The organism is Actinoplanes sp. L3-i22, from assembly GCF_019704555.1.
GTDB lineage: Bacteria > Actinomycetota > Actinomycetes > Mycobacteriales > Micromonosporaceae > Actinoplanes.
This window is the reverse complement of record NZ_AP024745.1, coordinates 1,239,989-1,261,497: the sequence shown is the minus strand read 5'-3', so window position 1 is coordinate 1,261,497 and position 21,509 is coordinate 1,239,989. Positions and strand designations below refer to the sequence as shown.

The following is a 21,509-nucleotide window of genomic DNA, read 5'->3' as shown; positions in this document are numbered from 1 at the left end:
CGCCTCGCGGCGAGAGGCTCAACACGGCTCCAGCCGAACTGGTATTCCGTGCAGGCGATAGGTGAGGCCCGGGGACACTGGGCACACCGGCATCCGTTGATAACCTTCGGCACCCGCTCATGATTCCAGGAGTGATTGTGACCTGGGTCACAGCCAAACCCGCACTACTCGGCCTTTTCCTTCGCTACGGAGTAGGCCATCTGCAGGAAGTCCGAGACGGCCGTGGCGGTCAGCACGGTCGCCACCAGCCGGGTCAGCCGCGGCGCCAGCACCAGCCCGCCGGTCAGCCCGGTGGCCACCCAGAGGGCCAGGCAGAACGGGCAGGTGATCAGCTCGCCGATGCCGTGCTTGAGGCTGCTGCCGGAGTCCCGGACCTCCTCGTTGAGCTCGGCGGCCCCGGCCGGCTCGGTGTAGCGGGTGAACGGCGCCCGCAGCGGGCTGGTCACCGAGTCCTTGGCGATCAACCGGCTGAGCTTGTGGGTGGCGAGCGACAGCAGCGCCACGTCGGCGAGGGCAGGGCGCTCCGGGACCGGGCGGCCGGTGAGTCTGGCGGCGGCGGCCAGGCTCGCCGCGAGCGCGCCGAACGCGCCCATGGCGGCCAGGTACCCGCCCAGCGGCCGGTGCTCGTGCGGTGCGTAGGCCCGGGCCACCTCGGCGGCCTTCTGCGGCAAGCTGGTCATGGGTGGGGGTCCCTTCGATGTCCGGTGTGTTGACGCTTGCCCCTGCGGGCGATCAGCAAACCCGCCGGTAGTCTCGTGGGCATGAGAGGGCTGTGGACGCCGGCATGGATCGCCCGGCATCTCCTGGCGCTGGTGCTGACCGCGGGCTGCCTGGGGCTGGGCTGGTGGCAGTTCAGCCGGGCGACCGGGGGCAACTCGCTCAGCTGGGGCTACATGTTCGAGTGGCCGGTCTTCGCCGGCTTCGTGGTGTTCATCTGGATCCGCGAGATCCAGCTGTTCCGCCGCGGGCCCGCACCGGCCCCCGCCGAGCCCGCCGAGGAGCCCGTCGTGGCCCCGGCGCGCGAGCCCGGCGCCCCGATCACCCTGGGCCGCCCGGTCCGGGTCGCCGTGCGCCCGGCCGAGGCCGCCGCCACCGACCCGGAGTTGGACGCCTACAACGACTACCTGGCCTGGCTGGCCGAGCACCCCGGAGCCCGCCCCGCCGACTACCGCACCGCCACAAGCTAGAAGGAGACCCCCACCGTGCAGGGCGCCCTCACCCGTTACCGGATCATCGCCTGGATCGTCGGCGTGTTCCTGGTCGTTCTCGTGCTGGTCGGCATGCCGCTGAAGTACATCGGCGACAACGACACGGTGGTCGCGGTGATCGGACCGCTGCACGGCTTCCTCTACATGATCTATCTGCTCCTCACCTTCGACCTGTCCCGGCGCGCCCGGTGGCCGTTCGGCCGGATGGTCCTGGTGATGCTGGCCGGCACCATCCCGTTCTTCTCGTTCTGGGCGGAACGAAAGGTCACTCGCAGTTGGGTGGCGAATACGGCGCTCGAGCCGGCCCTGAACGAATAGATGAAATAACGCACAGCGCGGGCCGAATAACAGCCGGTTATCGGGATTAAGTTCACAATCACGACTATTGGCAAAATTCACCCGCCAAGGACTTGATTTTGTTTTCTACCCCGATAAGTTGATGCGGTTGGTTCGGTCAGCAGCCACAAATCCTCCGGTGGCGCCGGCCAACGCCGCCGAATCCTGGGCGGCGCCGGCCCAACCCCCGGGCCGCGTCGCTCGCCGAGCCGGGGAACCACTATCCCGGGGCGAATCCGCGCGACGCGCGGTAGGGCGCTCTTCCGAGCCCGAGCCCGTCAGCTAACCCGGTAGGCGGCCAGAAGCGGAAGAAAGGCCCCTGACCAGTGCCACACCCCCGAATCAGGCTCCGGGCGCTGGTGGTCGCGCTGACCGCGCTGGCGATCACCACGTCGGGAGCTACGGCCGCACACGCGGCCCCGTCCAAGGCCGAGCTGAAGAAGCAGATCGAGACTGCTCAGCAGAAGCTCGAGGACATCACCGAGGACTACAACCAGAGCACCATCGCCCAGAAGAAGACCGCGGCCGACATCGTGAAGCTGAACGCTTCGCTGAAGCCGGCCGAGCAGGCGAAGAACGCGGCCACCGTGCGGCTGCAGCAGATCGCCACCTCGTCGTACATGACGGGGCGGGTCGGTCCGGCGGAGATCATGCTCAGCAGCAACCAGAGCGATCTCCTGGACCGGATGAGCTATCTCGAGCAGCTCAGCCGGTCGAACCAGGCGGACATCGACAACTTCGCGCAGACCTCCCAGACCTTCGCCGATCGGCAGGCGGCCCTTAAGGCTCAGCAGAGCAAGCAGGCCGTGCAGACCAAAGAGCTGAGCGCGCAGAAGACCAAGTACAAGAAAGACCTCGAGAAGCTGTACGACATGCGTACGGAGGTCTACGGCAGCCCGACCGAGAGCACCGGTTCGTGGACCGGGGCGATCCCCAAGGTCTCCGGCGACGCGGGTGCGGCGGTCACCTTCGCGTACAAGCAGATCGGCAAGCCGTACGGGTTCGGCGACGCCGGTCCCGGTTCCTACGACTGCTCCGGCCTGACCATGGCCGCCTGGGCCGCCGCGGGCCATTCGCTGCCGCACAGCTCGACCGGTCAGCGGACCGCCAGCGGGGTGGCCTACTTCAAGGCCTCGAACAGCGAGTTCACACCGGCGGCAGGTGACCTGGTGTTCTACAGCGGGCACGTGGCGCTCTACGTCGGTAGCGGCATGATCATCGACGCGCCGCACGCCGGCGCGGACGTGTCCCGCCGTTCGGTCAACATCATGACCATCGTGGGCTACGGCCGGATGGCCTGACCTCGCGACACCCCTGGAACAGCAAGAAGGCCGGTGCCCCTCGCGGGGTGCCGGCCTTCTTTTTCGTTGTCAGACGGTCGGTCAGGCGGCCTGCAGGCCCTCGGCCCGGGCCAGCTCACGCAGCCGGCCGAGCGCCTGGATCTCCAGCTGACGGATCCGCTCCCGGCTGAGCGAGAAGCGCGAGGCCACCTCGGTCAGCGAGTGCTCCCGGCCGTCCTCCAGGCCGTACCGCGCCCGCATGATGCCGGCCGAGCGGTCGTCCAGGTGGTTCAGCAGGCCCTCGATGCGCTGGCGCTCCAGTGCGCTCAGCACGATCTCCTCGGGCGACGGCGCGTCGCTGTCGGCGACCAGGTCACCGAGGTTGGTGTCGCCGTCGTCGCCGACCGGAGTGTCCAGGGAGACGGTGTCCTGAGCCCAGCGGGTGAGCTCGTTGACCCGCTCCACGGTCACGCCCAGGGCCGCCGCGATCTGCTCCGGCTCCGGGTCGCCACCCAGCTCACGAACGAGCTGGCGGGTGACGTTGCGCATCCGGTTGACGTCCTCGACCAGGTGCACCGGCAGTCGCACGGTGCGCTCCTGCTGGGCGATGGCGCGGCTGATCGCCTGGCGGACCCACCACGTCGCGTACGTCGAGAACTTGTAGCCGCGCTCGTAGTCGAACTTCTCGACCGCGCGGACCAGGCCGGTGTTGCCCTCCTGGATCAGGTCGAGCATCGGCATGCCGGAGCGCACGTAGCGACGGGCGATGGAGACGACCAGACGGAGGTTGGCGCGGATGAACAGGTCTTTTGCCTTGCTGCCCTCGGCGACGATCCGCTCGAGCTCTTCCCGGCTGATGCCGCGGCGCGCCTCGCCCTGCTCGAGCAGGTGCTCGGCATAGAGGCCCGCCTCGATCGACTTGGAGAGCTCGACCTCTCGCGCGGCGTCCAACAGCGGCGTCCGGGAGATTTCGTGCAGGTAGACTCCGACGAGGTCGCGCTCCTCGGCGACCTGGTCGGTACGCATCACGGTGCTCTTCTCCACGTTGCCCACGGTCCCCTCATTGCCGTCACTTACCCTGTTACGGGCATTACCTGCGTCCATCAGCCCTCTCCCGTAACGTCCGCAGCTCGTGCATTGCGGTGCTGACATCTAGGTAACAAATAGCTGCCTGCGCTGATTCCGGCTGGCTGATCGAAAGTGTCACGAATGCCTGGGTCTTACCTGAGAGCCCAGTGCGCGGTAGCTGAGTGAGATCCCTCGGCGACCGTCCTGCGGATAGACGGATACCCGTACCGCGCCTCATAACACCATCGGCCTCTTCTCGTCCACAGCGACGGGCATCACCTGGGCGCCGCGACGCTCGTCACCCTGAATTACGGGTTTTCCGCCCGTGGGGTTCACGTGCAGCATCGACCGTCGTCCGCCGGGCCTGAAACAAACGCGAACATCAAATAGATCGCACCCCGCCCGGCCGGTCCTGCCGAGGGGACCATCGGCCACAATGCGCCACGCCACACCACATCTCACTCGCCCGCAAGGGTGACGCTCCCCGATGGCGTGACATTCCCTCGGACGCCAGGTGCGGCACAGTGAAGTGAGGAAAACCACACCCACGAGCGGGTGACGACCTGTTCGGATCATTGCCATGACCAACACAGCTCTTGTGACGGGCGGCACCGGCGCGCTCGGCGCCGCCACCATCGCGGCGTTCCTGGCCGCCGGGTGGCGCGTGGTGGCCCCGGCCCGTCCCGGTTCCGTCGACCGGCTGCCCACCGGCGCCGTCGCCGTGCCGGCCGATCTGACCGACCCGGCCGGCGCCGCCGCCGCTGCCGCGGCGGCTTCCGCCGATCCCGACGCGCCGCTCAAGGCGGTGGTCAATCTGGTCGGGGGGTACGGCGGCAGCGGCCTGATCGCGGACACCCCGGTCGAGGAGTTCGAGGCGATGTTCACCGCCAACCTGCGGCCCACCTACCTGACCACCGCGGCGGCGCTCCCGCACCTGGTCGCGGCCGGGGGCGGCGCGGTGGTCTGCGTCTCGTCCCGGGCCGCGGTGGCGCCGTTCCCCGGCGCGGCCGGCTACGTCGCGTCGAAGGCGGCGGTGCTGGCGTTCGCCGAGACCGTCGCGGTCGAGTACAAGAAGCAGCACGTGCGCTGCAACACGGTGCTGCCCAGCGTGATCGACACCCCGGCCAACCGGGTCTCGATGGCGAACGCCGACCACAGCCGCTGGGTGAGCCCGGACGCGATCGCGCAGACCATCCTGTTCCTCGCCTCGGACGCCTCGGCCCCGACCAGCGGCGCCCGGATCCCGGTCTACGGCGAGGCCTGAGATCCACAGCTGACTCAGAGCGATTCGGCCAGCTGCCAGCCGAGCACCGCGGCTCCGGCGACCACCGGCACGCCGGCCAGCACGAGCGTCCGCACCCGGACCCGACGCTGCGCCGGCTGTGCCTGCTCCGCCGTACGGGAAAGCCGGAATTTGATCTGGTCTTGAATCTCCTCGGGTGAGCGGTTCGCGTCGATGACGACGAAATCGGCGAACTCCGGCAGGGCGCGATAGGCGCGGTCGGCGGCGGTCAGATAGGCCAGCGACTCGGTGTCGGTGCCGCGGCGGAGGATGCGCTCCTGGGCCACGGCCGGATCGACCGCCATGAAGAAGGTGACGTCCGGGCGCGGAAACAGGCGGTAGGCGAGGCGGGCGCGGCGCTCGGCGGCCGGGGCGGCTCCGTGCGCGCGCAGACTCGCGTACTGGCAGTACGCGAAGCGATCCATGACCGCGACCTCCCGGCGGACCGCGCGCCGCAGCAGCGTCCGGGCGATGGCCAGCCAGCGCAGCAACGACTCGGCCAGCAGCATGGTCCGGCGGCCGAGCAGGTCCTCGGCGTCCCGGCGGCCGAATCGGGTGGCCAGCCGGCCGAACCAGGCCCGGCCGCCGGCGTTCTGCCGGTACGCCGCCGGGCGGCCCGCACCCGCCAGCGTGGCCGCGAGCAGCCGGGCCTGCGTGGTCTTGCCGGAGCCGTCGATGCCGACCAGGGCGATGGTGCGGTGCTCGGGGGAGGACATACCAACCGACGGTAGCCGGGTCCCGCACGCTGTGTTCCTCCTCGTCAGGCGGGCAGAACGGGCCAGAATGATCGTCAGGGGTTCAAGGTGCGGCTACCCGGGGTAGTCGTCATCAACTGGACAGGGAACAGGAGGCCACCATGCCGCACCGCGTCGACGAGGGGCTGGCCGGCACGATGAAACGTGTCGCCGCGGCTCTGAAGACGGCGGAGATCCCTTTCGCGCTGGGCGGCAGTTTTGCCGTTTACGCCCATGGCGGGCACTCCAGCGATCACGACGTGGACTTTCTGATCCGCGAGCAGGACAAGGAACACGCGCTGCGGGAGCTGGCCGCCGTGGGCTTCGAGACCGAGGAACCGCCGGAGGACTGGCTGGTCAAGGTCTTCGAGGAAGGCCGGATGGTCGATCTGATCTTCCGGCCGGTGGAGACGCCGGTCACCGACGAGACGCTGGCCGACACCGAGCGGATCTCGGTCGAGGCGATCTACATGCCGGTGCTGTCGGCCACCCAGCTCATGATCCACAAGCTGCTCGCCTTCAGCCAGCATCACTGCGATTTCGCCCACGGGCTGCCCGTCGCCCGGTCGCTGCGCGAGCAGATCGACTGGGAGCGGGTGCGACGCGAGACCGCGAAATCACCGTACGCCGAGGCGTTCCTGGTTCTGCTGGACCGGCTCGACGTGGTGGCACTGCCGTCCGACGAGGGTGAGGGCTCGAGATGACGAAACAGATCGACCTGGAGGCCGAGATCCAGCGGCTGCTGACCGAGCACGACCGGATCGCCGAGCAGGGCGTGACCGTGCAGCGCCGGGAGAACGTGCTGGTGCTCAGCGGCGAGGTGGAGAGCGCGCAGCGCCGGGACGAGATCTGCCGGCAGATCACCGCGCGCTACCCGGACCTGGAGATCGCCTGCGACATCGGGATCACCCGGACCCAGGCGCCGGCCGAGGTGGAGGAGATTTCATGATCCGGATCGCCGCCGTGGGCGACGTCCACGTGGACAAGGACGTGGTGGGCCGGTACCGGCCGGCCCTCGAGGAGCTGCCGGAGCGGGCCGACGCGCTGCTGATCGCCGGCGACCTGACCCGGCACGGCACGGTGGACGAGGCCAAGTGCTTCGCCACCGAGTTCGGCGGGCTGGGCGTGCCGGTCGTGGTGGTGCTCGGCAACCACGACCACCAGAGCGACCGGCAGGACGACGTGACGCAGGTGCTCACCGACGCCGGGATCACCGTGCTGGAGGGCAGCGCGACCGTGCTGGAGCTGCACGGGCACCGGCTCGGCATCGCCGGGACGAAGGGGTTCGGCGGCGGCTTCAAGGGCGCCTGCGCGAGCAACTTCGGCGAGCGCGAGATGAAGGACTTCGTCGGCACCGCCGAGCGGTACGCCGGCGCCCTGCGCGACGCGCTGCGCTCGGTCGAGGTGGACGCCCTGGTGGCGCTGACCCACTACGCGCCCGTCCCGGAGACCCTGGCCGGCGAGCCGCTGGAGATCTTCGCGTTCCTCGGCTGCTATCAGCTCGGCCAGGCGATCGACGACGCACCGACCGCGCTGGCCCTGCACGGGCACGCGCACCACGGCTCGGAACGCGGCCGGACGCCCGGTGGGGTGCCGGTCCGCAACGTCGCGCACCCGGTTATCAAGCAGGCGTACAACGTGTATCAGCTGCTCAGCGACGCTGTGGACACGGCGGACAAAGAACTTGCGAAGGTGTGATCCAGGACCAGGTTTCCGATTTTTGGACACCGGGTACCAGCACTGACATGGACCTACTGCTCTGGATTCTCGCCGTTATCCTCGTGGTCGCCGGTATCCTCGCGCTCTTCCGGCGGCAGATTCTCTGGGGCGTCGTGCTGATCATCGTCGGCCTGCTCGTGGGCCCCGGTGGCGTCAGCATCTTCACCTGATCGGCAGCCCCACACCCCCTACCCCACCTCAGAACCGCACCCGGGACCGTTCCGAAATCTGGAACGGTCCCGGTTCTCTTTGGTGCGCCGACGCACCGCACGTGCGATGAATCACTGCTGACTTCTGACTCACTACCCCGCGGACCATCGCCCACGTTTCGCGAGGTAAAGCAGTGGCAGCTCACGTTCACCACTTCACCTATGGCGCCTTCAATCCGATCGCCGCGACCCTGCTGGCCTACCTCGGATCGTTCCTCGGGCTGCTCTGCACCGAACGGGCGCGCGGCGTGCACAGTCGTAGCCGCCGCAACCGGTGGCTGGTGATCGCGGCGTTCGCGATCGGGGGCGGCGGCATCTGGCTGATGCACTTCTCGGCGATGCTCGGCTTCGACGTGCCGGACAGCCCGGTCCGGTACGACCTCCCGGTCACCCTGCTCAGCCTGGCCTTCTCGGTGGCCACCGTCGGGATCGGGCTGATGGTGGTCGGGCACGGCAAGACCAGCCCGGCCAAGACGGTCGCGGCCGGCATGCTCACCGGCGGCGGGGTGCTGGCCATGCACTACACCGGCATGGAGGGCATGCGGCTGCCCGGCGCGACCGTGCACTACGACCCGCTGCTGGTCGCGGCGTCCGCGGTGATCGCGGTCGCGGCCAGCACGACGGCCCTGTGGTTCGCGACCTCGGTGCGCGGGCTGACCCGGGTGGCCGGCGCCGCCGCGGTGATGGCGGTCGCGGTCTGCGGCATGCACTACACCGGGATGGCGGCCATGTCGGTCGAGCTGGACCCGGCGGCCGGCCCGGTCAGCGTGGCCGGGATCCGGCCGCTCGCCCTGATCGTGCCGATCACCCTGCTGACCGCCGCCACCATCGTCGGGGTGGCGCTGAGCGCGCTGCAGGCGATGACCGAGGAGGAGTTCACCGACGGGGCCGGCACCCCGAAGCGCGGCGTGCACGCCGAGACGCCGCAGCCCTGGACGTTGCGGCAGGCCTCGCAGTTCGGCGCGTCGATCCGGCTCTCCCCGGCGGCCCGCGCGATGGCGTCCGGCCGGGCCGGTGGCACCCGCCCGTCGCCGGCGCCCCGGCCCGCGCCGCGCCCGCCGACCTTCGACCCGTCGGTGGCCGGCGCGCCGCCGCTCGTCCCGATGCCGACGATCCCGCCGGCGGCCCCGGAGCCGCCGCCGGTACAGATGCCGCCGACGTTCCCGATGCCGCCCTCGGTGCAGGTCTCCCCCGGCTTCGCCTTCGGGGCCGAGCCGACCGTCCCGGTGTCCCCGATGGCCCCGCGGACGCCGGCCGACACGCCCGATCCGGAGACCCCGGGAGTGGGCCCGGTGGTGGGTCCGGCCACATCCGGCACGTGATCGATCCCCGTCACGGCCGGTGATCCGGTATATCTGATCCGCATGGCGCCAAAGATGCTGCTCTCGATGCCGCTGCACGCCATCACCGAGGTGTACGGCGAGCCCGGCCTACGGCAACGGTTCGGATTGGAGCTGGAGTCGTTCCCGGCCGGCGAGCGCGAGCGCCTCGTCGAGGCGCTGGACCTGGCCGCCGCACTGCACGCCGACGACCGGCGGGTGCGGGAGCCGTACCTGAACCATCTGCTCCGGGTGGCGATCCGGATCATCCGCTACTACCGGGTGCGGGACGTGGACGTCCTGGTGGCGGCGTTGCTGCACGACGCGGTGGAGGACCACCCGGCGGAGCTGGCCGGGCTGGCGCTGGACACGCCGTACGAGAAAAGCAGTGAAGCGGCCTTGGCCGCTCTGGCCCTTCGCTTCAATCCCCGGGTCGCCGATCTGGTCCGGTCGGTGACGAATCCGGCCTTCGACCCGGGGCGCGATCGGCACGAGCAGTACCGGGAGCACGTCGCGGAAAGTCTGGAGCGGGATCCCTGGGCGCGGATCATCAAGATCTCGGACTTCACCGACAACGGCGTGGGCGTGATCCACACCACGCCGGACAAGGCGCACCGGGCGGCGACCAAGTACCGCCCGCTGGTGCCGAAGCTGCGGGAGCTGATCGGGCGGCCGGACACCCCACTCTCCACGCAGGCCAAGGAGCACATCCTGGACCAGCTGGACCTGGCCGAGGAGCGATTCGCGGCCATCCTCGACGACTGACGAAAGCTCCCGCCTAGGCTGGGTTCATGCCCTCCACTGACGCCTGGTGGCGTGACGCCGTCATCTACCAGATCTACCCACGCTCGTTCGCCGACGGGAACGGCGACGGCATGGGCGACCTGCCCGGCATCACCGCGCGCCTGCCCCGTCTCCGTGAGCTCGGCATCGACGCCGTCTGGCTCTCCCCCTTCTATGTCAGCCCGCAGCACGACGCGGGCTACGACGTCGCCGACTACCGCGACGTCGACCCGCGGTTCGGCCTGCTCGGCGACGCCGACAAGCTGATCGCGACGGCACACGACCTGGGTCTCAAGATCATTGTGGATCTGGTGCCGAACCACACCTCCAGCGAGCACGCCTGGTTCAAGGCCGCGCTGGCCGCCGGGCCCGGCAGCCCCGAACGGGAGCGCTACATCTTCCGCGACGAGCCGCCGAACTCGTGGCAGAGCGTCTTCGGCGGACCCGCGTGGCACCAGGTCGACGACGGCCAGTGGTACCTGCACCTGTTCGACGTCACCCAGCCCGACCTGAACTGGGACCACCCGGAGGTCCGCGCCGAGTTCCTCGACATCCTGCGGTTCTGGCTGGACCGCGGGGTCGACGGGTTCCGCGTCGACGTGGCGCACGGCCTGGTCAAGGACGCCGCGCTGACCGACTGGACGGCGCCGTCGGTGGTGCTCGGCGGCCTGGAGCCGGCCGGTCCCCCGCCGCCGATGTGGGACCAGGAGGGCGTGCACGAGATCTACCGCGAGTGGCGGACCGTGCTCGACGGCTACTCCCCCGCCCGGATCCTGGTCGCCGAGGCCTGGGTGCAGCCCGAGGAGCGGCTGGCCCGCTACGTCCGGCCGGACGAGATGCACCAGGCCTTCAACTTCCCGTACCTGGAGGCGCCCTGGCTCCCCCGCGAGCTGCGCGCGGTGATCGACTCCTCGTTGTCGGCCACCGGCGCGGTCGGCGCGACCACCACCTGGGTGCTCTCCAACCACGACGTGGTCCGGCACGCGTCCCGGCTCGGCTTCCCGGCCGAGACCGGCCGCAAGCCGGGGATCGGGATCGGTGACCCGCAGCCGGACACCGGGCTGGGCCTGCGCCGGGCCCGGGCGGCCAGCCTGCTGATGCTCGGGCTGCCCGGCTCGGCGTACCTGTACCAGGGCGAGGAGCTGGGCCTGCCCGAGCACACCACGCTCGCCGACGCGTACCGGCAGGACCCGGCGTGGGAGCGGTCCGGGCACGCCGAGCGCGGGCGGGACGGGTGCCGGGTGCCGATCCCGTGGGAGGCGGACGCTCCGTCGTACGGCTTCGGCCCCGGCGACGACAGCTGGCTGCCGCAGCCCACCACCTGGGCGGAGTACGCCCTGGACCGTCAGGTCGACGTGACCGGCTCGACCTACGAGCTGTACCGCTCGGCGCTGCGCCTGCGCCGCGACCAGGGAATCGGCAACGGGTCGCTGACCTGGGAGGCGGCCGGCGCGGAGGTGCTGGCGTTCCGCAACAGCGGGCTCCTGGTGCTGACCAATTTCGGCCAGGCCGCCGCGTCGCTACCGGACGGGGCCCGGGTCCTGCTGAGCAGCGAGCCCCTCGACGACGACGGCCGGGTCCCGGCCGACGTCACCGTCTGGGCCGCGGTCTGACGCTGCGCGATCCGAGGCTTTGGCCAGCAGGCCGGCGTGGGTGGCCGCCATGTCCTCCGCCACCGTCCTGCTGGCCAGCCAGTACATGACCCCGGTCGGGATGAAGAAGAACTGGAACGAGGCGAGCCCGACCGCGTAGTTCAGCGGCGGCGGGAACGCGCCGGACAGCCGCTGGAAGACCACCCCGACCAGCGCGTTGCCGCCAGCCCGGCCGAACCCGTTGACCAGGTTGCCGAGGCTGTAGACGGTGGACCGGTGCTCGGGCGGGTTCACGTCGGCGATCATCGCGAACCAGTTCGGCGAGTTCGCCGAGGTCAGCATCAGCGCGAAGACCGCGATGCCCAGGCAGACCGCGACCGTCGGCTCGGTCACCACGTTGTCCAGCACGCCACGGATCACGTCCGCGGTGCCGGCGCCGTCCGGCACGGTGATCTTCATCGGGACGAAGAACAGGACCACATAGAAAGGTACGGCGGCCAGCACGCCGACCGCCGCGACCAGGGCCCGGCCCCGGGGCGTACGGCGTTGCAACCGGTCCCCGGCCAGCCCGCCGAGGATCGACAGCGCCGCCCCGAGCTGGAAGATCGTCGCGAACACGCTGCCGACCAGCACCGCGGTCCCGGACGAGTAGCCCTGGTCCTCGGCCCGGGCCCGGAACAGCACCGGCAGCCAGACCAGCGAGCCGAACGCGATCTGCGCGGTGCCGCCCTGCAGGATCAGCCACAGGTTCGTCCGTCGGCCCAGGATGATCGGCAGATGATCGTGGTGGATCCGCTCGTCGTAGTCCACCCCGGCCAGCTCCGGCTGACTCTCGCCGCGCGGCACGTTGTAGGTGAACACGTACAGCAGCGTGGCGACGCACCCGGCGGCCGCGGTGACCAGGAACGGCTGCCGCCAGTCGGCGTGCCCGAGAATGCCGCCGACCAGCGTGCCGGCCAGCGTGCCGACGCCCTGCGACAGGCCCCAGAAGCTCATCACCAGGCCCCGGCGGCGCGGCGAGATCAGGTCGCTGACCACCGAGAAGCTGACCGAGGCGACCGCGCCCAGGCCGAACGCGGCGAGCATCTGGGCGAACAGGAACGGCAGGTATCCGCCGGCCAGGCCGGACCAGGCGGTGCCGGCGATCCAGATCACCGTGCCGATGATCAGCACCGGTTTGCGGTCGGTGCGGTCGCCCGCGTACGCCCAGCCGATCGCGGCGACCGCACTGACCAGGAACATGATCGTGGTGGCCAGCGCGATGTGGCCCTCGCCGACGCCGAAGTCGTCGCCGATGCTGCCGTACAGCGGCGGGACGATCCCGATCGCGACGTTGTCCAGTGACGCCAGGATCACGAAAACGACCACGCTGTAAACGCGGTGCACGGTGCCGCCCCTGAGCATCACGGGTAGAGGTTAGCGAGAGTTCGACCTGCGGACAGGGCCGCGTTGCCCGGAGGACCCCGCATTTCGATGATCTGAACGCATGCTGATCGTGCGGATCGCCAACTTCGTCCACTCGACCTCCGGCGGCCTCCGCACGGCGCTGCGAGAGCTCGGCCAGGGATATCAGGCCGCGGGACATCAGGCTGTGCTGATCACTCCCGGACCACGGGCGACCGAGGAGGAGACGGCGTACGGCCGGATCATCACCCTGCCCGGCCCGGTCGTCCCCGGGCTCGGCGGATATCGGGTGCTGCTCAACCGCGGCGCCGTCACCAGGCAGCTCGACCGCCTCCGGCCGGACCGGCTCGAGATCCACGACCGGTCCACCCTGCGTTGGCTGGGCAGCTGGGCCCGGCGCGCCGAGGTCCCGTCGATGATGGTGTCCCACGAGAGCCTGGACGGCCTGCTGCGGCTCTTCGGCCCGGGGCGGTCGCTCGGGCTGCGCGCGGCCGACCGGCTGAACTCGCGCACGGTCCGGGCGTTCGACGCGGTGGTCTGCACGACCGGCTGGGCGGAGCGGGAGTTCATCCGGCTCGGGGCGGCGCCGATCCGCGTACCGCTGGGGGTTGATCTGGCCCGGTTCTCGCCGGCCAACCGCGCCCCGGAGGTCCGCGGCCGGTTCGCCCGGCCGGACCAGGTGATCCTGCTGCACTGCGGGCGGATGTCCGCGGAGAAGGAGCCGCGGCTGTCCCTGGCCGCGCTCGCCGAGCTGCGGACCGCCGGGGTGGACGCGGTGCTGGTCGTCGCCGGTGACGGGCCGATGCGGGTCGCGCTGGAGCAGGAGGCGCTGGACCGCGGGCTGCCGGCCACGTTCCTCGGGCACGTCACCGACAAGGCGCTGCTCAACGCGCTGCTCGCGAGCGCCGACATCGGCGTGGCGCCGGGGCCGATCGAGACGTTCGGGCTGGCCGCGCTGGAGACCCTGGCCAGCGGGACGCCGGTGGTGGCGCGGTCGTCGAGCGCGCTGCCCGAGGTGATCGGGTCGGCCGGCATCGCGGCCGACGGGACCGGGCCGGCGTACGCGGCGGCGATCCGGGAGTTGCTGGACCGGCCGGCGGCCGCCCGCCGGGCCGCGGCCCGCGCCCAGGCCGAGCGTTTCCCGTGGTCCGGCGCGGTGGACGGGTTCCTCGCGGTGCACGGCCTGACCCGCGCCCCGAAACCGGCGGTCGCCTGACGTTCGACAAGTGGATGCCGTGGTGGCGGGGCAGACCACCAAAAACCCCAAGAAAAGAATTGCGGGGGTACGGCGACAAGCGCCGCACCCCCGCACCCTTGGTCGTTCAGCGGGTCCGGTCCAGCACGGCGTGCTGGGCGGCCGCGTACTGCTCGCGGATCAACGGGACCGGCTCGTCCTCGTACACCGCGGGGGGTTCCGCGGACCAGGCCGGCGGGGTGTCGCCACCGGCGAGGACCCACGCCGCCTGCCGGGCCGCGCCGTCGGCGACGTACTCACCGGGCGGCGGGACCAGCACCGGCTTGCCGAAGAGCGCGGGTGCGATGCGGCGGACCGCCTCGCTCTTCGCCCCGCCGCCGACCAGCACGATCCGGTTGGCCTCGGCGCCCTGACCGGTCAGCGCGTCGAGCCCGTCGGCCAGCGCGCAGAGCATCCCCTCGACGGCGGCCCGGGCCAGGTGCGCCGGGTCGGACGTCTTGAGGGTGAGCCCGTGGATCGCGCCGGTGGCGTCCGGCCGGTTCGGGGTCCGTTCCCCTTCCAGGTACGGCACCAGGACCAGGCCGTCGGCGCCGGCCGGGGCGGAGAGCGCCAGCCGGGACAGCTCGTCGTGCGAGACGTTGAGCAGTTTGGCCGCCGCGTCCAGGACCCGGGCCGCGTTCAGCGTGACCACGATCGGCAGGTATCGGCCGGTGGTGTCGGCGAACCCGGCCACCGTGCCGGTCGGGTCGACCGGCGCCGCGTCCGAGGAGACGAAGACCGTGCCGGACGTGCCGATCGAGACGATCACGTCGCCGGGCAGCGCGCCGGTGCCGAGGGCGGCCGCCGCGTTGTCGCCGGCGCCCGGGCCGAGCGGGGCGCCGTTGGGCAGGTGCCCGGCGATCCCGGTCGGGCCGAGGACGGTCGGGGTCTTGATGACCCGCCCGAAGCCGAGCTCCAGCAGGTCGGGGCGATACTCGTTGGTCTTGGCCGACCAGTAGAGCGTGCCGCTGGCATCGCTCCGGTCGGTCTTGATGTCCGAGATATCGGTAGATCCCGACAACTTCCAGGTCAGCCAGTCGTGCGGCAGGCAGACCGCGGCCACCCGGGCGGCGTTCGCCGGCTCGTTGCGGGCCAGCCAGCGCAGCTTGGTCAGGGTGAAGCTGGCGACCGGCACGATGCCGACCGCTTCCGCCCACTTGTCCCCGCCGCCGAGCTCCTCGATCAGGTCGGCGGCCGCGCCGGCGCTGCGGGTGTCGTTCCACAGCAGCGCCGGGCGGACCACGTCACCGTTCTCGTCCAGCACGACCATGCCGTGCTGCTGGCCGGCCACCGAGGCGGCGGCCACGTCGTCCAGACCGCCCGCCGCCTCGATCGCCTGCTGGAGCGCGGCCCACCACGCATCCGGGTGCACCTCGGTGCCGTCCGGATGCGCGGCGCGGCCCTCGCGGACCAGTTTCCCGGTCTCGGCGTCGCGGATGACGACCTTGACCGACTGGGTCGAACTGTCGATCCCGGCAACCAGCGCCATGATCAGCGGGCCCCGAGCAGGTGGTCGATCGCCAGCTGGTTCAGCTTGACGAAGCCGTAGCCCTTGGCACCGACGGCGTCGGCGTCGTAGTCCTCGAACGCGCTGCGGTCGGCGAGCAGGTCGGTGTACGTCTCGCCCGGGTTCAGCGTCGGGGTGCGGAGTTCCTCGACCTTGGACTCGGCCAGCGCCGCCTGCACCTCGGGGTCCGCCCGGAACGCCTTGGCCCGCTCCTTGAGCAGCAGGTACATCCGGATGTTGTCCTTGGCGGACTCCCAGACGCCGTCGAAGTCCTCGGTGCGGGAGGGCTTGTAGTCGAAGTGCCGGGGGCCGTCGTAGGCCGGGGCGCCGTCCGGGCCGTTCTCCAGCAGGTCGACCAGGGAGAACGCGTTGAGCAGGTCGCCGTGGCCGAAGACCAGGTCCTGGTCGAACTTCGGGCCGTGCTGGCCGTTCAGGTCGATGTGGAACAGCTTCTTGTGCCACAGCGCCTGGGCGATGCCCTGGGTGAAGTTCAGGTTCGACATCTGCTCGTGGCCGGTCTCCGGGTTGATCCCGAACAGCTCGGAGCGCTCCAGCTCCTGCACGAACGCGATGGCGTGGCCGGCGGTCGGGAGCAGGATGTCGCCGCGGGGCTCGTTCGGCTTCGGCTCGATCGCGAAGCGCAGGCCGTAGCCCTGGTCCTCGGAGTACTGCGCGAGCAGGTTGAGGGCCTCGCGGTAGCGGTCGAGGGCGGCGCCGACGTCCTTGGCCGAGTCGTACTCCGCGCCCTCGCGGCCGCCCCAGAGCACCAGGGTCTTGGCGCCCAGCTCGGCGCCGAGGTCGATCTGGCGCAGCACCTTCCGGATCGCGTAGCGCCGGACCGAACGGTCGTTGCTGGTGAAGCCGCCGTCCTTGAACACCGGGTGGGTGAACAGGTTGGTGGTGACCATCGGGACGATCAGGCCGGTCTCGTCGAGCGCCTTCTTGAACCCGGCGATGATGCCGTCGCGGGTGGTGGCGTCGGTGCCGAACGGCACGAGGTCGTCGTCGTGGAACGTGATGCCGTAGGCGCCGATCTCGGCGAGCTTGTGCACGGCCTCGATCGGGTCGAGGACCGGGCGGGTGGCGTCGCCGAACGCGTCACGCGCCTGCCAGCCCACGGTCCAGAGACCGAAGGAGAACTTGTCTGCGGGTGTGGCCTGGAGCGACACGGTTACCTCCGGGAAACGCGCTCGATTTGTTTATTGGTTGAATTATTTGGTCAAGGTATGGCATTGTCAAGGGCGTGACGGCCCGGTTGAGCTCGCGATCCAGCGCCCCCGTCCGTCAATCGAGCGTCCGGGCCCATAATCTCGCGTTGGTCCTGAACACCGTGGCGAACAGCGCGGATCCGCCCTCCCGGGCGTCCGTCGCGGCCGCCACCGGGCTCACCCGGGCCACCGTCTCGGCGCTGGTCGACGACCTGATCGAGGGCGGTCTGCTGACCGAGTTGGACCCGCCGCCGCGGACCGGGGCGGGTCGTCCGGCGGCCGGCCTCGCGCTCACCGCGGCCGGCCCGGCCGGGCTGGGCCTGGAGATCAACGTCGACTACCTGGCGGCCTGTGTGGTCGACCTGACCGGCGCGGTCCGGCAGCGCTTCACCGAGCACGCCGACCAGCGGCCGGCCGGGCCGGTCGAGGCGCTGGCCGCGCTGGGCCGGCTCGGCGCCCGCGCCCGGCTCGCCGCCGAGGCGGACGGCCTGGTGGTGGCCGGCGCCGCAGTCGCCGTGCCCGGCCTGGTCTCCGGTGATCTGGTCCGGGTCGCCCCCAACCTGGGCTGGCAGAACGTGGACGCGCCGGCGCTGCTGCGCAGCGTGCCGGAGCTCGGTGACCTGCCGGTCACCGTCGACAACGAGGCCAATCTCGCCGCTCTCGGTGAGCTGCGGGTCGCCGGCGCCAACCCCGATTTCCTGTACGTGTCCGGCGAGGTCGGCATCGGCGCGGGTCTGGTGATCGCCGGCGAGCTGTACCGCGGCGTCCGTGGCTGGAGCGGCGAGATCGGCCACGTGACCGTCTACCCGGACGGGCGGGACTGCCGGTGCGGCTCGAACGGCTGCCTGGAGCAGTACGCCGGCCAGGACGCGCTCGCCGCCGACGAGCCGCTGGCCGCCGCGGCGCTCGGGATCGCGCTGTCCGCGGTGGTCAACCTGCTCGACGTGCCGGTGATCGTGCTGGGCGGCGCCTACGTCCCGCACTTCGCGCGGCTGCGGGCCGGGATCGAGGCCGAGCTGCGGCGGCGGGTGCTGACCTCGGGGCTGGCGCCGGTCACGCTGCGCGCCGCGAGCCTGGGTACCGAGGCGGCGGTGCGGGGGGCCGCGGACGCGGTGATCCGGGAGGTCCGGGAGGACCCGGCCGCCTGGCTCCGCCGTACCCGATGAGCAGTTGTGTCTTGATCTTCTGAATCGGGAGACGACAGCGGCCGCCGCCCCCTGGGAGGGACGACGGCCGCCTGATTGTCGGAGGAACCTACTCGACGCCGGTCCGGGAACCGATCGCCTGCAGGAAGATGTCAGTGATCTTGGTGGGGTCCTCGGCGATGTAGAGGCCGCTGCCCTTGACGGTCTGCTGGATCGTCTTGAGCTCGTTCTTGTCGACCTCGTCGCCGATACCGATCAGCACGAGACGGATCGGCTTCGTCGGGTCCTGCGCCGTCTTGAGCCGGGCGAGCAGGGTGTCCTGACTGATGCCGTCGTCGTTGTCGTTCTGGCCATCGGTGAAGAGGATGACCGAGTTCGCCTTACCGGCCTTCCAGTTCTTCTTCGCCGAGTTGTAGGCGTCGAGAACCGTGTCGTAAAGCCCGGTGTTGCCCTTCGGGTTCGGGTTGAGCTGCTGGATCGTCGCGGCGACGTCGGCCCGGCCGGTGGACAACGGCGTGATCTTGATGAGCTCCTTCCACGGTCGCTTACCGTTCTCGTTCGTGGAGAAGGCCCACACGCCGACCGCCCACTCGTCGCTGAACAGCGAGAGCCCGGTCCGCGCGGCCGCCTGGGTGACCGCTGCCCGGCTCGCGTTGTTCGCGGTCGGAACCGGGTCGCCCATCGAGCCGGAGACGTCGAAGACCGCCAGCACGCGACCGGCCTGCGTGGTCGCGTTCCAGGTACCGACCACCTTGCTGACCGCGCTGGCGTCGACGCCGGCGGCGGCCGTGCCACCACCGGTGTTCTCGCCGGCGGCGGGCGCGGCGGTGATCCCCGGGGACGCCTGTGGGGCGCCGACCGGAGCCGCGAAGCCCGAACCGTACGTCCCATCCGGGGCACGCAGGCCGACAGCGGCGAGCGAGTCCTTGAACGGGGCGGCGGTCAGCCGCGTGAGCAGGCCCTGCGCGGCGCTGATCTTCTCTCCGTCGACGACCTGCGGCAGCACCGTGTACGGGTAGTCGAGCGGCACGTTCGCACCGCTCAGGTAGATCGCGCTCAGCTCCACGGGCGGACGCTTCGCGTTGTACGAGATCACGTCCTCCTCGGAGAGCGGCGCGGCGCCGAGACTCTCCGACAGGGTCGCCTCGTCGGCGGCCTTGGGGAACTGCTCCAGGAGCTCGTCACGCAGCTCGGACCGGTTCTTGGCCAGGTAGGTCAGCGCCTGAACCTGCTTCTTGACCGCGTCCTGACCGGCGCCGATCGCTTGACCGATCGACATCAGGGCGGTCAGGCCGGAGGCGTCCCGAGCCGGGTTGACGATGCCGAACTTCGGCGCGTCGGCGGAACCGAGCTGCTGGCCCAGGAGCGTGGCGAGAGGAACCTTCTGGCCCTCGAGCTTCGCCTTCTGTGCGAGCGGCTGCGGCATGGCGACGACCAGTGGGCTCTGCGCCACTGAGGTGACCTTGGTGGGCTGGAAGCCGGACGCCTCATTACGCAGGCGTAGTTGCCAGGTCGACGAGTCCGGTAGCCAGACGTCGGGCACCTGAATGGAGCCCGAGGCCTGTCCTAGGCCGGACAGGCTGACACCGTGCTCGCGAGCGATCGCGCTGGCGACGTCGGCGGAGTTGACAGGCGTAACGGCGACTGTGACACAGGTGCCGTTGACGTTGCCTCCGTCCTTCGACCAAGCGCTCGCCGCATCAGTGACAGCGGGTGATATTTCCGGGGCGGCCGCGACGTTGAGTCGGATGGAGCCGGTGCACTTGGAATCAGCCAGCTGGCTGTATCCAAACCACGTCCCCGCGACAACGACAACGATCGCCATCGCTCCCCCGACGACGGTCGCCCCTTTTAAGTTGAAGTTCCTACGATGGCGGCCAGACACGCGCTCCATAGTGCGCATCTCAAGACGCGAATGCCATATACGTTCGGCCGAAACTTACTGGGATTGGCGTTTGCCGATCTAGAAAACACCCAGCGTGACGACACCATCTCGATCCGTATCCCGTTCGGGCACCCGGGCGTCTGGTTTGCTGCCAAAGATCACAGACCTGCCCGGGTGACCGATGTCGCCTATGGTCTGACCAACGACGGGTTCCACCGGAGCAGACAGGTGGGGCTCGGCTCGGCAGTCGGTTCGCCTTGTGCCGCGGGAATTCCGGTGTCCGGATCGATGCGGAAAACGGTCACGTTGTGTGAACGCTCATTGGCTACGTAGAGGTGATCCCCAATCAAGATCATGTGTCGTGGCCATACGCCGCCTGTCGATGTCTCATCGACAACGGAAGCGCTCTCGCCGTCCCATCCGAAGGTCGTCACGGTGTCCGGTCCGCGGTTCGCCAGATAGACGAAACGGCCGTCGCGCCCGGCGGCCACTTCGGACGGATAGACCACCCCGTCCGACCCGCTCGCCGCCGCCTCGCCCCGCCGCTCCAGCGCCGGGCCGCCGGCCGCGCGGTACCAGCTGAGCGTCCCGCTGAGCTCGCCGGCCAGGATCAGGGCGCCGTCGGCCGAGTGGGTCAGGTGCCGCGGACCGGTGCCGGGCTCGGCCCGCACCGCCGGCTCGGGCGCGCCGAGGCGGCCGGAGACCGGGTCCAGCCGGGACCGCCACACGGTGTCCGAGCCGAGGTCCGAGATCAGCACATCCGGACCGTTTCGATCCGGTACGACCATGTGCGCATGTGGGCTCTTCTGTCGCTCGGCGTCCGGGCCGGCGCCGGTCAGGGTGAGCAGATCGGCGCGCTCCCCCGGCGCGCCTTCGGCGTCGAGCGGATGTACGGACACCGACCCGCTCGCATAGTTGGCGACCACCAGATGCCGGCCGTCGGCGGTGACCGCCAGGTGGCACGGATCGGCCCCGCCGGTCGGGCGGACGGCGAGCGGGGTCAGCGCGCCGTCCGGAGCGACCGAGAAGGCCGAGACCGCGCCCTCGTCCAGCTCGTTGACGGCATAGAGGACCGGAAGGGTCGGGTGCTGGACCAGGAACGACGGGGACGGGGTGCGTGCGGCCAGCCCGAGCCGGGTCAGTTCCCCGCTCCCGGGGTCACGCCGCAGCAGCGTGATGCCGTCCCCCTCGCCTCCCTTGTCACCCGTGTAGCAACCGACGAAGACGTACTCAGCGTTCGCGCCCATGCCACGATCCCATCACAGACGGCTGGGCAAACTTGGCAGGCTCCTCTTCTTGACCGGTACAGAAGCGCGGGCTTACTGTACCGGTACAGATAACTGGTGAAGGAGGACGTGTCATGGAACTGCTGCCCACCGCCTACCTCCGGGGACTGCACGACGTGAACCGGGAGGTGCTCAGCGCGCGGCCGGACGCCCCGGTCGTGCCCGAGCCGCCCCGGCGCGAGCCGCACCTGCGCAAGTCCCTGTCCCGTGCGATCTACCAGGTGTCCGTGGCGGTCGCCCCCACCGGATACCGGCCCGAAGCCCTCATCCGGTAATCGCGGCGCGTCCCCCGGCCACCGTCCGGCCGGGG

The 21,509-nt window shown here is 70.5% G+C and carries 22 protein-coding genes and 1 riboswitch; of the genes, 14 read left to right on the top strand and 8 right to left on the bottom strand.

Annotation, left to right across the window (positions count from 1 at the left end; all coding sequences use genetic code 11):
* Window positions 1-164: 164 nt before the first annotated feature.
* Window positions 165-680 carry a DUF1360 domain-containing protein gene (locus L3i22_RS05825; RefSeq protein WP_221325964.1) on the bottom strand — a complete coding sequence of 172 codons (516 nt, stop codon included), beginning with the start codon at window positions 678-680 and terminating at the stop codon, window positions 165-167.
* Between the two features lie 81 nt (window positions 681-761).
* Between L3i22_RS05825 and L3i22_RS05820 the strand changes: the two genes are divergently transcribed.
* The 3 genes from L3i22_RS05820 to L3i22_RS05810 all read left to right on the top strand — a co-directional run bounded on the left by L3i22_RS05820 (window position 762) and on the right by L3i22_RS05810 (window position 2,845).
* A complete protein-coding gene (locus tag L3i22_RS05820) occupies window positions 762-1,187 on the top strand; it encodes a hypothetical protein (RefSeq protein ID WP_221325963.1) in 426 nt (141 codons plus the stop codon).
* Window positions 1,188-1,202: 15 nt separating this feature from the next.
* The gene (locus L3i22_RS05815) at window positions 1,203-1,526 is read left to right on the top strand and encodes a DUF3817 domain-containing protein (protein ID WP_221325962.1); all 324 of its coding nucleotides are present in this window, start codon (window positions 1,203-1,205) and stop codon (window positions 1,524-1,526) included.
* Window positions 1,527-1,724: 198 nt separating this feature from the next.
* Window positions 1,725-1,856, top strand: a riboswitch (cyclic di-AMP (ydaO/yuaA leader).
* 14 nt (window positions 1,857-1,870) lie between these two features.
* Entirely contained in the window at window positions 1,871-2,845 is a 975-nt protein-coding gene (locus L3i22_RS05810; RefSeq protein ID WP_255657983.1) for an NlpC/P60 family protein, read from the top strand.
* An 81-nt stretch (window positions 2,846-2,926) separates the two neighbouring features.
* Here the strand turns inward: L3i22_RS05810 and L3i22_RS05805 are convergent, their stop codons facing one another.
* Window positions 2,927-3,928: an RNA polymerase sigma factor RpoD/SigA gene (locus tag L3i22_RS05805; protein ID WP_221325961.1), complete on the bottom strand. Its 1,002-nt coding sequence runs from the start codon at window positions 3,926-3,928 to the stop codon at window positions 2,927-2,929.
* A gap of 544 nt (window positions 3,929-4,472) precedes the next feature.
* Between L3i22_RS05805 and L3i22_RS05800 the strand changes: the two genes are divergently transcribed.
* Window positions 4,473-5,156: an SDR family NAD(P)-dependent oxidoreductase gene (locus L3i22_RS05800; protein ID WP_221325960.1), complete on the top strand. Its 684-nt coding sequence runs from the start codon at window positions 4,473-4,475 to the stop codon at window positions 5,154-5,156.
* 14 nt (window positions 5,157-5,170) lie between these two features.
* On the opposite strand, the gene L3i22_RS05795 is transcribed toward L3i22_RS05800, so the two are convergent.
* Window positions 5,171-5,890: a thymidylate kinase gene (locus L3i22_RS05795; protein WP_221325959.1), complete on the bottom strand. Its 720-nt coding sequence runs from the start codon at window positions 5,888-5,890 to the stop codon at window positions 5,171-5,173.
* Between the two features lie 140 nt (window positions 5,891-6,030).
* Between L3i22_RS05795 and L3i22_RS05790 the strand changes: the two genes are divergently transcribed.
* From L3i22_RS05790 to L3i22_RS05760, 7 genes are all read left to right on the top strand, one after another.
* Complete coding sequence (locus L3i22_RS05790) at window positions 6,031-6,612, top strand: nucleotidyltransferase (protein ID WP_221325958.1); 582 nt, start codon at window positions 6,031-6,033, stop codon at window positions 6,610-6,612.
* A complete protein-coding gene (locus L3i22_RS05785) occupies window positions 6,609-6,857 on the top strand; it encodes a hypothetical protein (RefSeq protein WP_221325957.1) in 249 nt (82 codons plus the stop codon). Before L3i22_RS05790 ends, L3i22_RS05785 begins: the two co-directional genes overlap by 4 nt.
* Window positions 6,854-7,606: a metallophosphoesterase gene (locus L3i22_RS05780; protein ID WP_221325956.1), complete on the top strand. Its 753-nt coding sequence runs from the start codon at window positions 6,854-6,856 to the stop codon at window positions 7,604-7,606. Before L3i22_RS05785 ends, L3i22_RS05780 begins: the two co-directional genes overlap by 4 nt.
* Before the next feature lie 47 nt (window positions 7,607-7,653).
* Window positions 7,654-7,797, top strand: a complete 144-nt coding sequence (locus tag L3i22_RS05775; RefSeq protein WP_014688232.1) for a GPGG-motif small membrane protein — start codon at window positions 7,654-7,656, stop codon at window positions 7,795-7,797.
* 173 nt (window positions 7,798-7,970) lie between these two features.
* Window positions 7,971-9,158, top strand: coding sequence for an MHYT domain-containing protein (locus L3i22_RS05770; protein WP_221325955.1), 1,188 nt, complete (start codon window positions 7,971-7,973; stop codon window positions 9,156-9,158).
* Window positions 9,159-9,200: 42 nt separating this feature from the next.
* Window positions 9,201-9,920 carry an HD domain-containing protein gene (locus L3i22_RS05765; RefSeq protein ID WP_221325954.1) on the top strand — a complete coding sequence of 240 codons (720 nt, stop codon included), beginning with the start codon at window positions 9,201-9,203 and terminating at the stop codon, window positions 9,918-9,920.
* 26 nt (window positions 9,921-9,946) lie between these two features.
* Window positions 9,947-11,551 (top strand): alpha-amylase family glycosyl hydrolase, encoded by a 1,605-nt coding sequence (locus tag L3i22_RS05760; protein WP_221325953.1) that lies wholly within the window; start codon window positions 9,947-9,949, stop codon window positions 11,549-11,551.
* Here L3i22_RS05760 and L3i22_RS05755 read toward each other — a convergent pair.
* A complete protein-coding gene (locus tag L3i22_RS05755; RefSeq protein WP_221329802.1) occupies window positions 11,459-12,934 on the bottom strand; it encodes an MFS transporter in 1,476 nt (491 codons plus the stop codon). The genes L3i22_RS05760 and L3i22_RS05755 overlap by 93 nt on opposite strands.
* A gap of 82 nt (window positions 12,935-13,016) precedes the next feature.
* Here L3i22_RS05755 and L3i22_RS05750 point away from each other — a divergent pair, with 82 nt between their 5' ends.
* Window positions 13,017-14,150: a glycosyltransferase gene (locus tag L3i22_RS05750; protein ID WP_221325952.1), complete on the top strand. Its 1,134-nt coding sequence runs from the start codon at window positions 13,017-13,019 to the stop codon at window positions 14,148-14,150.
* A gap of 106 nt (window positions 14,151-14,256) precedes the next feature.
* Here the strand turns inward: L3i22_RS05750 and xylB are convergent, their stop codons facing one another.
* The gene (xylB, locus tag L3i22_RS05745) at window positions 14,257-15,657 is read right to left on the bottom strand and encodes a xylulokinase (protein ID WP_221325951.1); all 1,401 of its coding nucleotides are present in this window, start codon (window positions 15,655-15,657) and stop codon (window positions 14,257-14,259) included.
* Window positions 15,658-15,659: 2 nt separating this feature from the next.
* A complete protein-coding gene (gene xylA / locus L3i22_RS05740; RefSeq protein WP_221325950.1) occupies window positions 15,660-16,844 on the bottom strand; it encodes a xylose isomerase in 1,185 nt (394 codons plus the stop codon).
* Window positions 16,845-16,918: 74 nt separating this feature from the next.
* On the opposite strand from xylA, the gene L3i22_RS05735 reads away from it, so the two are divergent.
* A complete protein-coding gene (locus L3i22_RS05735; protein WP_221325949.1) occupies window positions 16,919-18,049 on the top strand; it encodes an ROK family protein in 1,131 nt (376 codons plus the stop codon).
* Window positions 18,050-18,137: 88 nt separating this feature from the next.
* On the opposite strand, the gene L3i22_RS05730 is transcribed toward L3i22_RS05735, so the two are convergent.
* Together L3i22_RS05730 and L3i22_RS05725 are read right to left on the bottom strand one after the other, a co-directional pair.
* A complete protein-coding gene (locus L3i22_RS05730; protein ID WP_370644384.1) occupies window positions 18,138-19,571 on the bottom strand; it encodes a VWA domain-containing protein in 1,434 nt (477 codons plus the stop codon).
* A 530-nt stretch (window positions 19,572-20,101) separates the two neighbouring features.
* A complete protein-coding gene (locus L3i22_RS05725; RefSeq protein ID WP_221325948.1) occupies window positions 20,102-21,160 on the bottom strand; it encodes a lactonase family protein in 1,059 nt (352 codons plus the stop codon).
* 113 nt (window positions 21,161-21,273) lie between these two features.
* Between L3i22_RS05725 and L3i22_RS05720 the strand changes: the two genes are divergently transcribed.
* Window positions 21,274-21,474 carry a hypothetical protein gene (locus L3i22_RS05720; protein ID WP_221325947.1) on the top strand — a complete coding sequence of 67 codons (201 nt, stop codon included), beginning with the start codon at window positions 21,274-21,276 and terminating at the stop codon, window positions 21,472-21,474.
* Window positions 21,475-21,509: the final 35 nt, after the last annotated feature.

Coding starts and splice junctions, on each gene's coding strand:
- L3i22_RS05765 (WP_221325954.1), top strand. CDS start 9,201: ATGGCGCCAAAGATGCTGCTCTCGATGCCGCTGCACGCCATCACCGAG.
- xylB (WP_221325951.1), bottom strand. CDS start 15,657: ATGGCGCTGGTTGCCGGGATCGACAGTTCGACCCAGTCGGTCAAGGTC.
- L3i22_RS05725 (WP_221325948.1), bottom strand. CDS start 21,160: ATGGGCGCGAACGCTGAGTACGTCTTCGTCGGTTGCTACACGGGTGAC.
- L3i22_RS05790 (WP_221325958.1), top strand. CDS start 6,031: ATGCCGCACCGCGTCGACGAGGGGCTGGCCGGCACGATGAAACGTGTC.
- L3i22_RS05720 (WP_221325947.1), top strand. CDS start 21,274: ATGGAACTGCTGCCCACCGCCTACCTCCGGGGACTGCACGACGTGAAC.
- L3i22_RS05800 (WP_221325960.1), top strand. CDS start 4,473: ATGACCAACACAGCTCTTGTGACGGGCGGCACCGGCGCGCTCGGCGCC.
- L3i22_RS05750 (WP_221325952.1), top strand. CDS start 13,017: ATGCTGATCGTGCGGATCGCCAACTTCGTCCACTCGACCTCCGGCGGC.
- L3i22_RS05805 (WP_221325961.1), bottom strand. CDS start 3,928: ATGGACGCAGGTAATGCCCGTAACAGGGTAAGTGACGGCAATGAGGGG.
- L3i22_RS05775 (WP_014688232.1), top strand. CDS start 7,654: ATGGACCTACTGCTCTGGATTCTCGCCGTTATCCTCGTGGTCGCCGGT.
- L3i22_RS05795 (WP_221325959.1), bottom strand. CDS start 5,890: ATGTCCTCCCCCGAGCACCGCACCATCGCCCTGGTCGGCATCGACGGC.
- L3i22_RS05760 (WP_221325953.1), top strand. CDS start 9,947: ATGCCCTCCACTGACGCCTGGTGGCGTGACGCCGTCATCTACCAGATC.
- L3i22_RS05780 (WP_221325956.1), top strand. CDS start 6,854: ATGATCCGGATCGCCGCCGTGGGCGACGTCCACGTGGACAAGGACGTG.
- L3i22_RS05825 (WP_221325964.1), bottom strand. CDS start 680: ATGACCAGCTTGCCGCAGAAGGCCGCCGAGGTGGCCCGGGCCTACGCA.
- L3i22_RS05820 (WP_221325963.1), top strand. CDS start 762: ATGAGAGGGCTGTGGACGCCGGCATGGATCGCCCGGCATCTCCTGGCG.
- L3i22_RS05755 (WP_221329802.1), bottom strand. CDS start 12,934: ATGCTCAGGGGCGGCACCGTGCACCGCGTTTACAGCGTGGTCGTTTTC.
- L3i22_RS05785 (WP_221325957.1), top strand. CDS start 6,609: ATGACGAAACAGATCGACCTGGAGGCCGAGATCCAGCGGCTGCTGACC.